Source organism: Leisingera sp. ANG49 (genome assembly GCF_059694505.1).
Map to the genome: position 1 here is coordinate 384,310 of NZ_JCATZN010000001.1, position 12,018 is coordinate 396,327.

Below are 12,018 nucleotides of genomic sequence, written 5' to 3' on the forward strand. Positions count from 1 at the left end.
GCTGCCGGTCGCCCGGCGGCGGCGTTTCGGTTTGTACCAGAATTTTTTCCGGAAAAACCGCGTTTGTCATACAGCTGTTACACACCTGTCACAAAAGCCTCATCAGCACCCCATAGGAGAGGCGGCAAGATCATCGAGGGGGTGATCGAACTTTGAAACTCTTGGAGACACAAATGTCCTTTGTGAAACTGACCGCTTCCACCCTGGCAATCGCCGCCGTTTCCGCAACCGCAGCAGCCGCGCGTGACCAGGTCCAGGTTGCCGGTTCGTCCACCGTTCTGCCCTACGCCTCCATCGTGGCAGAAGCCTTTGGCGAGAACTTCGATTTCCCGACCCCGGTTGTGGAATCCGGCGGCTCCTCCGCAGGCCTCAAGCGCTTCTGCGAAGGCGTCGGCGAAAACACCATCGACATCGCCAACGCCTCGCGCAAGATCAAGGACAAGGAAATCGCCGCCTGCGCCGAAAACGGCGTGACCGACATCATCGAAGTCCGCATCGGTTATGACGGCATCGTGTTTGCCTCCGACATCAATGCCAACTCCTTCGAATTCACCCCGGCCGACTGGTTCCTGGCGCTGTCCGACAAGATTCTGGCTGACGGCGCGCTGGTGGACAACCCGAACACCACCTGGGCCGACGTGAACGCCGGCTTCCCGGCGGTGGACATCCAGGCCTTCGTTCCGGGCACAAAGCACGGCACCCGTGAAGTGTTCGAAGACAAGGTGATCCTGGCAGGCTGCGAGGAAACCGGCGCCTTTGAAGCCTTCAAGGAAGCCAACGGCGGCGACGAGAAAGCAGCAGAGAAAGCCTGCATCGCCCTGCGCACCGACGGCAAATCTGTCGACATCGACGGCGACTACACCGAGACCCTGGCTCGCATCGAAAGCAACAAGGACGGCATCGGCGTCTTTGGCCTGGCCTTCTATGAGAACAACACCGACAAGCTGCAGGTTGCCACCATGTCCGGCGTCGTGCCCTCGACTGAGAGCATCGCAACCGGCGAATACCCGGTCTCCCGCCCGCTGTTCTTCTACGTGAAGAAAGCCCACATCGGCGTCATCCCCGGCCTGAAAGAATATGCTGAGTTCTTCGTCGCGGACGAAGTTGCCGGTGAAGACGGCCCGCTGGCCGAATACGGCCTGGTTTCCGACCCGGAACTGGCGGACACCCAGGAAGCGGTTGCCAATGAGGCCGTGATGGGCGGCAACTCCTAAGCTGCCCCGCCTGTGATCTGATCCTTGCCGGGGCGGAGCCATCCTCCGCCCCGGCGCTTACTTTCCGCGGCAGGGCTGCCGCAGCCAAAACACCACCGCCAAAACCGGAGCTTTTCATGCCCACTTTCTGGCTCGTTGCCCTCCTGCTTGCGCTTTCCGCCGCAGGCTATTTCGGCGGCCGCCACCGCGCGGTAGCTTCAGCTGCGGGTGACGTCAAAAACCTTCATTCGCTTCCCGCCTATTACGGCTACCACGTTTCCCTGGCAGTCTTTGTTCCGGCCATCGGGGCGCTGGCAATCTGGCTTCTGGCCCAGCCGATGTTCATCGAGACCCGCGTCTCCGGCATGATCCCGGCTGAGGCGGTTCCGGAAAGCTCTACCATCGGTCTGGTGATGAGCGACGTGCGCCGAGTCGCCGAGGGGCTGGACCTGGCAGTGGAGCGGGGGCTGCTGACCGCCCGCGAGGCCCGCAACGTCGCTGACAGCGGGCAGGACGTCCGCGCCCTGATGGGCGAGGTGGGCGTGGCTCTGGGCGACGACGTGCGTCCGGAAGTGCTGAACGCCGCACAGGCCTACCGCAACCTCTCGAACACCGGCCGGACCGCGATGACCGTGGTTGTGGCGCTGCTGGCGCTTGGCGGCTTCGCCTGGGCCTACGGCCGCACCCACAAGGATTTCCGCGCCCGCAACGTGGTGGAGCGCGCGGTGCTGGCGCTGCTGATCCTGGCCGCCTCGCTGGCGATCCTGACTACTATCGGCATCGTGCTGTCGATGCTGTTTGAAACCAGGAACTTCTTCGGCCTGCATTCCTGGACCGATTTCTTCTTCGGCTCCACCTGGGCACCCAACTTCCGCGGCGGCAGCGAGCTGTCGATCCTGCCGCTGCTGTGGGGCACGCTCTACATCTCCTTCATCGCGCTGGCAGTTGCGGTCCCGGTCGGCCTGTTTGCCGCCATCTACCTGTCGGAATACGCCAGCGGCGCCGTGCGCTCCTTTGCCAAGCCGCTGCTGGAGATCCTCGCGGGCATCCCCACCATCGTCTACGGCCTGTTTGCGCTGCTGACCGTTGGTCCGACGCTGGCAAATCTCTTTGCCAAGGGCGGCCTCCTGGGCGTCGAATGGATGGCGGGCGCCACCTCGGTGCTGACCGCGGGCCTGGTGATGGGCATCATGCTGATCCCCTTCGTCTCCTCGCTGTCCGACGACATCATCAACGCGGTGCCGCAGGCGATGCGCGACGGCTCGCTGGGCCTCGGCGCCACCAAGTCCGAAACCGTGCGCCAGGTGGTGATGCCGGCCGCGCTGCCGGGCATCGTCGGCGCGGTACTGCTGGCCGCCTCGCGTGCCATCGGCGAAACCATGATCGTGGTGATGGGGGCAGGGGCGATTGCCAAGTTCTCCGCCAACCCGCTGGAATCGATGACCACCATCACCACCCGCATCGTCAGCCAGCTGACCGGCGACACCGACTTTGCCAGCCCCGAAACGCTGGTTGCCTTTGCCCTGGGCCTGACCCTGTTTGTCCTGACCCTCGGCCTGAACGTCCTGGCGCTCTACATCGTGCGCAAATACCGGGAGCAGTACGAATAATGACTGACCTGAGCCAAAACCCCGCAGGCGCTGCGCCCCGCAAACACGGCGGCTCGCTGCTGGAAAAATCGCCGCACACCAAGAAACGCAATGCCGCCGAAACCCGGTTCAAGGCCTATGGCATCGCCGCCATCACCGCGGGTCTGGTGATGCTGATGATCCTGGTGACCACGATTGTCGGCAAGGGCACCGGCGCCTTTCAGCAGACCTTTGTGACCTTGAACGTGGAGCTGCTGGAAGCAAAGCTCGACAAGAAGGGCGAACGCAACATCGAGGATATCAAGAAGGTCACCACCTTCGGCTACGCCCCGATCATCAAGGGTGCGATGGAAGCCGCAGTTGAGCAACTGGGCATCGAGACCAGCCTCAAGTCCAAGGAACTGGCGGGCATCCTGTCCAAGGACGTCGCCGCCCAGCTGCGCGACTACGTGATCGCCAACCCGGACCAGATCGGCCAGACGGTGGAGTTCCGCTTCCTCGCCTCCGGCCGTGTCGATGGCTACATGAAAGGCCGCGTCACCCGCGACAGCATCGTCAACGACAAGAACATCTCGCCCGAACAGCTTGACCTTGTTGACGCTTTGGCCGATGCCGGGGTGCTGGAAAAGACCTTCAACCTCGACTTCATCACCGGCGCCGACGCCTCAGACGCCCGCCCTGAAGCCGCCGGCATCGGCGTTTCAATGCTGGGCTCGCTGTTCATGATGTTCGTGGTGCTGGCACTGGCGCTGCCCATCGGCGTCGCCGCCTCGATCTACCTTGAGGAATTTGCCCCGCAGAACTGGCTGACGGATCTGATTGAGGTGAACATCTCAAACCTCGCCGCTGTTCCCTCCATCGTGTTCGGCATCCTGGGTCTCGCGGTCTTCATCAACTACATGCACCTGCCGACCTCGGCTCCGCTGGTGGGCGGCCTGGTGCTGACCCTGATGACGCTGCCGACCATCATCATCTCCACCCGCGCCTCGCTGAAATCGGTGCCGCCGTCGATCCGCGACGCCGCTCTGGGTGTCGGCGCGTCGAAAATGCAGGCGGTGTTCCACCATGTGCTGCCGCTGGCCGCGCCGGGCATCCTGACCGGCACCATCATCGGCCTGGCACAGGCGCTGGGGGAAACCGCGCCGCTGCTGCTGATCGGCATGGTCGGCTTCATCGCTTCCAACGCGCCGGAAACCCTGGCCGACGGCCTGCTGGCGCCGAACTCGGCGATGCCCGCCCAGATCTACGAATGGGCCAAACGCGCCGACCCGGCGTTCTATGAACGCGCCTGGGGCGGCATCATCATCCTTCTTCTCTTCCTGGTGACCATGAACACCCTCGCGGTGATCCTGCGCCGCCGCTTTGAACGCCGCTGGTAAAAGGGGCATAGTGCAATGAACGACATGACCGTGATGGATAAGACCGTGGAAACCCAGAACATCAAAATCGCCGCCAAGGACGTGAACGTCTACTACGGCGACAGCCACGCGATCAAAGACGTGAACGTCGAGATCGAGGACAAGACCGTCACCGCTTTCATCGGCCCTTCGGGCTGCGGCAAGTCGACCTTCCTGCGCTGCCTGAACCGGATGAACGACACCATCGACATCTGCCGCGTGAAGGGCGACATCCTGCTGGATGGCGAGGACATCTACGACAAGCGCGTCGACCCGGTGCAGCTGCGTGCCAAGGTCGGCATGGTGTTCCAGAAGCCGAACCCGTTCCCCAAGTCGATCTATGACAACGTGGCCTATGGCCCGCGCATTCACGGCCTGGCCAAGAACAAGGCGGAACTCGATGAAATCGTGGAGAAATCCCTGCGCCGCGGCGCCATCTGGGATGAGGTGAAGGACCGTCTCGATGCGCCCGGCACCGGCCTCTCCGGCGGCCAGCAGCAGCGCCTGTGCATCGCCCGCGCCGTGGCGACGGAGCCCGAGGTGCTGCTGATGGACGAGCCCTGCTCGGCGCTGGACCCCATCGCCACCGCGCAGGTTGAGGAACTGATCGACGAACTGCGCAGCCAGTATTCGGTGGTAATCGTTACCCACTCGATGCAGCAGGCCGCGCGGGTCAGCCAGAAAACCGCCTTCTTCCACCTAGGCAATCTGGTTGAATTTGGTCCGACCGGTCAGATCTTCACCAACCCCGAAGATCCGCGCACCGAAAGCTACATCACCGGCCGGATCGGCTGATTTCAAGGAAAATCAAAATGGTAGCACAGCATATTGCATCTGCTTTCGACCGTGATCTGGAGGCAATTCAGGCCCGGATCATGAAAATGGGCGGCCTGGTCGAGGACGCGATCCGCGAAGCGGCCCGCGCGCTGGAAACCCGCGACGAGGAGCTGGCGCTGACCGTGCGCGAGGGTGACAAGGCCATCGACGGGCTGGAAGAGCTGATCAACGAGGAAACCGCCCGGCTGATCGCCCTGCGGTCGCCGACCGCCTCCGACCTGCGGCTGGTGCTGTCGGTGATGAAGATTGCCGGCAACCTGGAACGTATTGGCGATTATGCGAAAAACATGGCCAAGCGCACCACTGTGCTGGCGCAGGGGCCGAACACCAGCGAAGGCGCCGCCGCTCTGCGCCGCATGGCGCGCGAGGTGGAGCGGATGCTGAAAGACGCGCTGGACTCCTACATCCAGCGCGACGCTGAACTGGCGTCTGACGTGATTGCCCGCGACCGCGACGTGGACCAGATGTACAACGCCCTGTTCCGCGAGTTCCTGACCCACATGATGGAAGACCCGCGCAACATTTCGGCCTGTATGCATTTGCATTTCATAGCAAAAAACACCGAGCGCATGGGCGACCATGTGACAGCGATCGCCGAGCAGGTGATCTATCTGGTCACCGGCGAAAAGCCGGAGGAAGACCGCAAGAAAGCCGACATCACCTCGACCACACCGCAGGAGATCTGACCGATGGCTGCCGACCAGCCCACCGTTCTGGTTGTAGAAGACGAAATGGCCCAGCGGGAAGTGCTGGCCTACAATCTCGAAGCCGACGGCTTCCGCGTGCTCAAGGCCAAGGATGGCGAAGAAGCGCTGCTGGTGGTGGAAGAGGATATGCCCGATATCATCATCCTCGACTGGATGATGCCCAACCTCAGCGGCATCGAGGTCTGCCGCCGCCTCAAGACCCGTGCTGAGACCCGCAATATTCCGGTGATCATGCTGTCAGCAAGGTCCGAGGAAGTAGACAAGGTGCGCGGCCTTGAAACCGGTGCCGATGATTACGTGGTCAAGCCGTATTCGGTGGTGGAGCTGATGGCCCGCGTGCGCAGCCAGCTACGCCGGGTCCGGCCCTCCACTGTCGGCGTGCGGCTGGAGTATGACGACATCGTCTTGGATGCGGAAACCCACAAGGTCAGCCGGGGCGGCAACCCGCTCAAGCTGGGTCCGACCGAGTTCCGGCTGCTGTCCACCTTCATCGAGAAGCCGGGCCGGGTCTGGAGCCGGGAGCAGCTGCTGGACCGGGTCTGGGGCCGCGACATCTATGTCGATACCCGCACCGTCGACGTTCACATCGGCCGGTTGCGCAAGGCGCTGACCCAGCATGGCGGCGACGATCCGGTCCGCACTGTGCGCGGCGCAGGCTACGCCCTGGGCTGAAACCCGGGCTGAAACGGCACCAGGGGGTGCACAGGGGGTGTACAGGGGGTGCACGCATTGCACCCCCCCCTTATTTTCATCGCGGCAGCGGATCCTCCGGCTGCGCTTTTCCGGCCAGCCAGGTGCGGAACTTCACCAGCGCCGGGGCGTGTGATTTCCGCTCCGGCCAGACCAGGTAATAGGCGCCTGCGGTCTCCACCGGCTCCGGATGAAGCGCCAGCAGGCGGCCGGTCGCCAGATCCTGCTCGACCAGGTAATCCGGCATCAAGGCGACACCCAGCCCGTGCATCGCTGCCTGGGTGATGGTTGCGAATTGATCATAGATCGTCCCGCCGAGATTTGCGCCAGCCTCTATGCCTTGCTGCTCAAACCAGTCTTTCCAGGCGGTTGTCCGGGTCTGGATGTGCAGCAGCGGCAGCTTCAGGATGTCCTTCGGTTGATTGACCGTCCGCCCCTCCAGCAGCTGCGGTGCGCAGACGGGCAGCAGCTGTTCGTGCTTCAGCAGCAGAGACTGGGTGCCGGGCCAGGATGCGTCCCCAAAATGTATCGCTGCATCAAAGGGTTCGGTGGCAAAATTGAATGGTTCCAGCCGGGTGGCCATATTGATGGTCACATCGGGGTGCTGCCGGGCAAATTCCGGCAGCCGCGGCATCAGCCAGCGCATCCCGAAGGCCGGCAGGATCGCCAGGTTGAGCGTCCCGGCCAGCGGTGCAGCCTGCAAACGCAGGGTGGATTGCACGATCTGGTTCAATGCCTGGCGGATCTCAGCCGCGTAGTCCTGCGCTTCCGTTGTCAGGGTCAGCCGCTTCTGGTCGCGCTGCACCAGGTCCATCCCCAATTGCCGTTCCAGCGTTTGCAGCTGGCGGCTGACGGCGCCCTGCGTCAGCGCCAGTTCATCGGCGGCCGCTGAGGCGCTGCCAAGCCGGTCGAGCGCTTCTAGGGCGCGCAGCGAGGAAATCGAGGGAAGGAACTTGCGTGGCACGGACATGTATGAGTGTTTGTCATGCTTTGTTGCGAAAGTCTCGCTGTTTTTTTCGTTCACCTCCCGTTAGGGTTTGCCCAAATCGCGAACCACTGAGGTGACAAGATGACCGACAAACCCGCCCTGCGCGCCAAGGATGCCCCGGATCTGGGCCGTTTCAACTGGGAAGACCCGCTGCGGCTGGAGGACCAGCTGACAGAGGACGAGCGGATGATCTCCGCTTCGGCCCGTGCCTATGCCCAGGAAAAACTTCAGCCGCGTGTGCTAAGTGCTTATGAAAACGAGGAAACCGATCCCGAAATCTTCCGCGAAATGGGCGAAATGGGCCTCCTTGGCACCACCATTCCGGAGGAATACGGCGGGCTTGGCGGCGGCTATGTGTCCTATGGCCTGGTTGCCCGCGAAGTGGAGCGCGTGGATAGCGGCTACCGTTCGATGATGTCGGTGCAAAGCTCGCTGGTGATGTATCCCATCTATGCATACGGCAGCGAGGAGCAGCGCCAGAAATACCTGCCGAAACTGGCCACCGGCGAATGGATCGGCTGCTTCGGCCTGACCGAACCGGATGCCGGCTCCGACCCTGCCAGCATGAAGACCCGCGCTGAAAAAACTGAAGGCGGATATAGGCTTACGGGTTCCAAGATGTGGATCTCCAACGCGCCGATCGCCGATGTGTTTGTGGTTTGGGCCAAGTCCGAGGCGCATGGCGGCAAGATCCGCGGCTTTGTGCTGGACAAGGGCCTGAAGGGCCTGAGCGCGCCGAAGATTGAAAACAAGGCCTCACTGCGCGCCTCGATCACCGGTGAGATTGTGATGGATGGCGTCGAGGTTGGCGAAGATGCGCTGCTGCCGCACGTGCAGGGGCTGAAAGGCCCGTTCGGCTGTTTGAACCGCGCCCGCTACGGCATCAGCTGGGGTGCCATGGGGGCCGCCGAGGCGTGCTGGCACGCCGCGCGGCAGTACGGGCTGGACCGCACCCAATTCGGCCGGCCGCTGGCAAACACCCAACTGTTCCAGCTGAAGCTGGCAAACATGCAGACTGAAATCACCCTGGGTCTGCAGGCGTCTCTGCGCGTCGGCCGCCTGATGGATGAGGCCAATGCAGCGCCGGAGATGATCTCGATCATCAAGCGCAACAACTGCGGCAAGGCGCTGGAGATTGCCCGGATGGCCCGCGACATGCACGGCGGCAACGGTATCAGCCTGGAGTTCAATGTTATCCGGCACATGGTGAACCTGGAGACCGTGAACACCTACGAGGGCACCCACGACGTCCATGCGCTGATCCTGGGCCGCGCCCAAACTGGTTTGCAGGCGTTCTTCTGATTTGAGAGCGGCAGCGCGGGAAGAGTGTCCCGTGCTGCAGTTTCGCAAAATTATTTTGCAAAACTGCACATGTTGGGCAGGGAGTTATTTTCGCAAAGGACTGGATCCCGCGCCTGCTTCTGAAATCGCCGCCGGAGCCTGACTGTCTCGTTAACGTGGTTTCGTCTGGAGGCGTTGTTTCTTCAGCCCGGCCTGCCTCCGCCTTGCCGTGATTGGTTAACGGCTTCAGTCCATTTTGCCGGTTTTCATGTTTGATCGAAGGTTTTTGAAGGTCACCGTGCGAAATCGCAAAATCTGGAAATCGGCCGTTTTTAGGGCTGAGTTCTGCATTCCTGCAAAGCTGAACTGCTGCGCGAGGTTCTGATCCGCATCCGTATGCGGATACGCAAAGCACGTTTTGCAAAAGTGCGCGCGCAAAACCGCAAAATGGTGGGTCGATTTGGTCCGGAATGCCTGCAGTTATTGATGCTTTACAATAGGTTAACCTGTGAATTCGGTCGGCGCAAGGTGCAGGTTAAGAAAATTTTCCGGATCTTTTTGCGGGGGGCGTTGGAGGCCCAGCAAGACAGCAGGGCCCAGGGGAAAAAGAATTCGGGCCGGAATTTCCGGCCCGCTTCGGTGGTGCATCTGCCGGTATCAGGCCGGCAAGTGGATGTTGAACTTTTCCCGGATGGCCATGTCGGTCGCGGCATCAAACCGCGCGGCGGCCCGCTGGGACAGGATTTCCTCTTTCTTCGCGGTAGCCTTGGCAATCAGATCAGGCTTTTCGCGCTCCGCCCATTCCTTCGGGGAGGTGCGGTCGCCGAGGGCCGGGTAGACATAGTCCACCTGCATCCGGCTGAGGGTCTGATCTGTGCCCAGGTAGTGGCCGGGTCCGCCCAGGCATGTGGCGCGCATCTGGTCCAGGGCCAGGGTTTCGTCATTCACTTCGATGCCGCGGACACAGCGCTGCGCCTGGCCCAGAAGGTCGTTGTCCAGGATGAGCGATTCCAGGCAGAAGCCCAGCAGCGAAGCATGCATCCCCGCGGCCTCATAGACCATGTTGAGCCCGGACAGGCCCGCCATAACTGCAGAGCACATCTGTTCCCAGCCGGCCTGCATGTCCGGCAATTTGGAATCCGAAGCGCCAGCGGCAGCGCCGCCGGGCAGGTCGTAGAACTTGTGCATCTGGGCGCAGCCTGCGGATAGCAGCGCCTGCTCGCCGGAGCCAACGGTCATCGCTCCTGTGCGCAGGTCCAGGCCGAAAGGCCAGGTGCCGAAAATTGCGGGCGCACCGGGCTTTATGGCGTTTACGTAAACCAGCCCGGCGAGGCATTCAGCAACCGCCTGGGCGATCGCGCCGGCGATGGTCGACGGCGCCGTGGCACCCGCCATGCCTGCCGACAGCAGCAGCACCGGCATGCCGCCCTTGATGCATTCCTCCATCACTTCGCAGGACTCGGTTGCGAATTTCATCGGTGGAACGACGAAGCAGTTGGAGTTCGACACAAACGGCCGTTCGCGCCATTTGTCCTCGCCGCCGGCAATCATGTGCAGAAGCTCCAAGCCGGGCTTCACGAAGTCTGGCTCAGTGAAGGACACGCCGACATGTTTGGTGGTGCCGGCGGTGGTCGCGTAGATGGAGTTCAGGTCCATCTCCAGGTTGTCGGGAATGTCGCGGCAGACCATCGGGCGCTGGACAAAGTGGATGTTGTCCAGCTGGTCGCAGATCCGGGCGGCGTCATGCAGATCCTGAACGGTGGAGTCGCGGTACACGCGGCCATGCACGTCCACCATGCTGACCGCGGCGCCGGCGGTGCCATAGTGCACCCGGCCGCCGGACAGCTGCAGGTCGGTCTTTCCGTCGCGGCTGTACAGCGTCACGGAGCGGTTTGCCTTGGCAATGGTGTCCTCGACCAGCGCGCGGGGGAACCGGATGCGGCCGTCATCGCCCAGGATGCAGCCGGCGGCGGTCAGGTAATCGATGCCGCTTTGCGGGGCGTCGGCGAGGCCGATCTCTTCCAGTGCGGTGAGCGCGGCCTCGTGGATTTTTTCCATATCGGCCTGGCTGAGCAGTTTCAGCGCGGTGGATTCCATGCCGGGGCGGACCGGGCGCAGGTGCTCTGGCAGGGCGGCGGCACGGGCGGCACGGCGCGCGTTGCGGCCGCCGCTGCGGGCTGCGCGGGTGGAGGAGGCTTGATCGTTCATTCAAGGAGCCTTTCAGGAGAAGAGAGTAGAAATTCGAGAAATTTCAACTCAGTGCGGCCGACCTCTGGCTGCACGGCCCCGCGCCGCACCGATGGTGCGGCAGATGAGGCTGACAAGGCTGCGTTCTTCCTGCATGCGGTCTCCTGTGACTTCCCGGCAGTTTGGCATGCGTTTGCGAAGTTTCTAGCACGATAACGACCTGAGTGAAAAATGCGACACTTTTTTCACAGGCGGTCAGGCCGCAAGGCTGCAGCCCTAGGAGTTTACTAAATTTCATTATTTTTAACGGTGCGGAGGGCATTTTTATCGGTTTCCGCATTGCAAGGTTGCTGGCAGTTTGGATCCGGGAACGAAATATTAATCATTAATGCCTATGCTCGGGCCATGGGGGATGGCGCGCTGAAAGGTGCATTGCAGGAAGGCACAGCCACATGCCGATGGTTAAGAAGACCAAACTCTGCCAAACGCTCGCTGCAGTGCTCACCGTTACGGTTTTCCACGCCCAGTCCGGACTCGCTGAAGAGAGCGCCCGTTCCGTTTCCCCTGGATTTTTGCAAGCTGAACAAAGGTCCTCCGGTATAGAGGCACGAACATTTGCGTTCGGCTATGGCGACGGGGAGGGCGGTTTTGTATTCGGCGGCAGCCTGGCGACCGGGCAAAACGGGCCGCTGACACGTGCGGTGCAAGCGGAGGAAACGCATCAGCTGCGCCTTCATGCCGGATATGACTTTGGACCGGCCACCGGTTTTGTAACACTGGGCGGGCTTCAGGCGGAGGCGTCCGGCGGCCGGCGCCGTGGGCCGCTGTTCGGCTTTGGGATGCGGGTGTCGTTGAATCGCGCGCTGCAACTGACCGGAGAGATTTTGCATCACGAGGCCGGGCCGAAGGACGGCAGCGCCAGCCCGCGCGGTGAAACTCTGGCTGTGAGCGCTGCTTTCCGGTTCTGATAGCGCTTCTGCGTGTTTCTCCGGCGGGCGATAGGAAAAGCAGTTTACCTTTTCAATGGCTTGGCGAATTTCCGCCTGCGGAATCCGGCGGAAAAGCGCGGGCAGATTCGGGATTTCGGCCAGTCACTGCCAATTCACCGATCGTGACCTGAGCGGCTCTGGAAACTCCGGGGCAAAGACC

At 62.2% G+C, this 12,018-nt stretch carries 10 protein-coding genes; 8 read left to right on the plus strand and 2 right to left on the minus strand.

Annotated features, from left to right (window positions below):
- Nucleotides 1-173: 173 nt before the first annotated feature.
- The 6 genes from AC58NV_RS01870 (at nucleotide 174) to phoB (ending at nucleotide 6,395) form a co-directional block, all read left to right on the plus strand.
- On the plus strand, nucleotides 174-1,214 hold the full coding sequence (locus AC58NV_RS01870; protein ID WP_497225627.1) for a substrate-binding domain-containing protein: 1,041 nt from the start codon (nucleotides 174-176) through the stop codon (nucleotides 1,212-1,214).
- Between the two features lie 116 nt (nucleotides 1,215-1,330).
- On the plus strand, nucleotides 1,331-2,803 hold the full coding sequence (gene pstC, locus AC58NV_RS01875) for a phosphate ABC transporter permease subunit PstC (RefSeq protein WP_497225628.1): 1,473 nt from the start codon (nucleotides 1,331-1,333) through the stop codon (nucleotides 2,801-2,803).
- Nucleotides 2,803-4,161, plus strand: a complete 1,359-nt coding sequence (gene pstA, locus AC58NV_RS01880; protein ID WP_497225629.1) for a phosphate ABC transporter permease PstA — start codon at nucleotides 2,803-2,805, stop codon at nucleotides 4,159-4,161. The genes pstC and pstA overlap by 1 nt, the downstream gene beginning before the upstream one ends.
- Nucleotides 4,162-4,176: 15 nt before the next feature.
- Nucleotides 4,177-4,974 carry a phosphate ABC transporter ATP-binding protein PstB gene (gene pstB, locus AC58NV_RS01885; RefSeq protein ID WP_366661872.1) on the plus strand — a complete coding sequence of 266 codons (798 nt, stop codon included), beginning with the start codon at nucleotides 4,177-4,179 and terminating at the stop codon, nucleotides 4,972-4,974.
- Nucleotides 4,975-4,991: 17 nt separating this feature from the next.
- Nucleotides 4,992-5,702 carry a phosphate signaling complex protein PhoU gene (phoU, locus tag AC58NV_RS01890; RefSeq protein ID WP_497225630.1) on the plus strand — a complete coding sequence of 237 codons (711 nt, stop codon included), beginning with the start codon at nucleotides 4,992-4,994 and terminating at the stop codon, nucleotides 5,700-5,702.
- A gap of 3 nt (nucleotides 5,703-5,705) precedes the next feature.
- Nucleotides 5,706-6,395: a phosphate regulon transcriptional regulator PhoB gene (phoB, locus tag AC58NV_RS01895; protein ID WP_039145938.1), complete on the plus strand. Its 690-nt coding sequence runs from the start codon at nucleotides 5,706-5,708 to the stop codon at nucleotides 6,393-6,395.
- A 76-nt stretch (nucleotides 6,396-6,471) separates the two neighbouring features.
- On the opposite strand, the gene AC58NV_RS01900 is transcribed toward phoB, so the two are convergent.
- Complete coding sequence (locus tag AC58NV_RS01900) at nucleotides 6,472-7,383, minus strand: LysR family transcriptional regulator (protein ID WP_497225631.1); 912 nt, start codon at nucleotides 7,381-7,383, stop codon at nucleotides 6,472-6,474.
- Nucleotides 7,384-7,482: 99 nt separating this feature from the next.
- Between AC58NV_RS01900 and AC58NV_RS01905 the strand changes: the two genes are divergently transcribed.
- Nucleotides 7,483-8,703 carry an acyl-CoA dehydrogenase gene (locus AC58NV_RS01905; protein WP_497225632.1) on the plus strand — a complete coding sequence of 407 codons (1,221 nt, stop codon included), beginning with the start codon at nucleotides 7,483-7,485 and terminating at the stop codon, nucleotides 8,701-8,703.
- 636 nt (nucleotides 8,704-9,339) lie between these two features.
- Here AC58NV_RS01905 and AC58NV_RS01910 read toward each other — a convergent pair.
- Entirely contained in the window at nucleotides 9,340-10,890 is a 1,551-nt protein-coding gene (locus AC58NV_RS01910) for a trimethylamine methyltransferase family protein (protein WP_497225633.1), read from the minus strand.
- A gap of 431 nt (nucleotides 10,891-11,321) precedes the next feature.
- Here AC58NV_RS01910 and AC58NV_RS01915 point away from each other — a divergent pair, with 431 nt between their 5' ends.
- Nucleotides 11,322-11,837, plus strand: a complete 516-nt coding sequence (locus AC58NV_RS01915; protein ID WP_497225634.1) for a hypothetical protein — start codon at nucleotides 11,322-11,324, stop codon at nucleotides 11,835-11,837.
- Nucleotides 11,838-12,018: the final 181 nt, after the last annotated feature.

What these genes read in the sequence shown, in the direction of transcription:
- AC58NV_RS01910 (WP_497225633.1), bottom strand. Translation starts at nt 10,890, where the DNA reads ATGAACGATCAAGCCTCCTCCACCCGCGCAGCCCGCAGCGGCGGCCGC.
- AC58NV_RS01870 (WP_497225627.1), top strand. Translation starts at nt 174, where the DNA reads ATGTCCTTTGTGAAACTGACCGCTTCCACCCTGGCAATCGCCGCCGTT.
- AC58NV_RS01905 (WP_497225632.1), top strand. Translation starts at nt 7,483, where the DNA reads ATGACCGACAAACCCGCCCTGCGCGCCAAGGATGCCCCGGATCTGGGC.
- pstB (WP_366661872.1), top strand. Translation starts at nt 4,177, where the DNA reads ATGAACGACATGACCGTGATGGATAAGACCGTGGAAACCCAGAACATC.
- AC58NV_RS01900 (WP_497225631.1), bottom strand. Translation starts at nt 7,383, where the DNA reads ATGTCCGTGCCACGCAAGTTCCTTCCCTCGATTTCCTCGCTGCGCGCC.
- phoB (WP_039145938.1), top strand. Translation starts at nt 5,706, where the DNA reads ATGGCTGCCGACCAGCCCACCGTTCTGGTTGTAGAAGACGAAATGGCC.
- pstA (WP_497225629.1), top strand. Translation starts at nt 2,803, where the DNA reads ATGACTGACCTGAGCCAAAACCCCGCAGGCGCTGCGCCCCGCAAACAC.
- AC58NV_RS01915 (WP_497225634.1), top strand. Translation starts at nt 11,322, where the DNA reads ATGCCGATGGTTAAGAAGACCAAACTCTGCCAAACGCTCGCTGCAGTG.
- pstC (WP_497225628.1), top strand. Translation starts at nt 1,331, where the DNA reads ATGCCCACTTTCTGGCTCGTTGCCCTCCTGCTTGCGCTTTCCGCCGCA.
- phoU (WP_497225630.1), top strand. Translation starts at nt 4,992, where the DNA reads ATGGTAGCACAGCATATTGCATCTGCTTTCGACCGTGATCTGGAGGCA.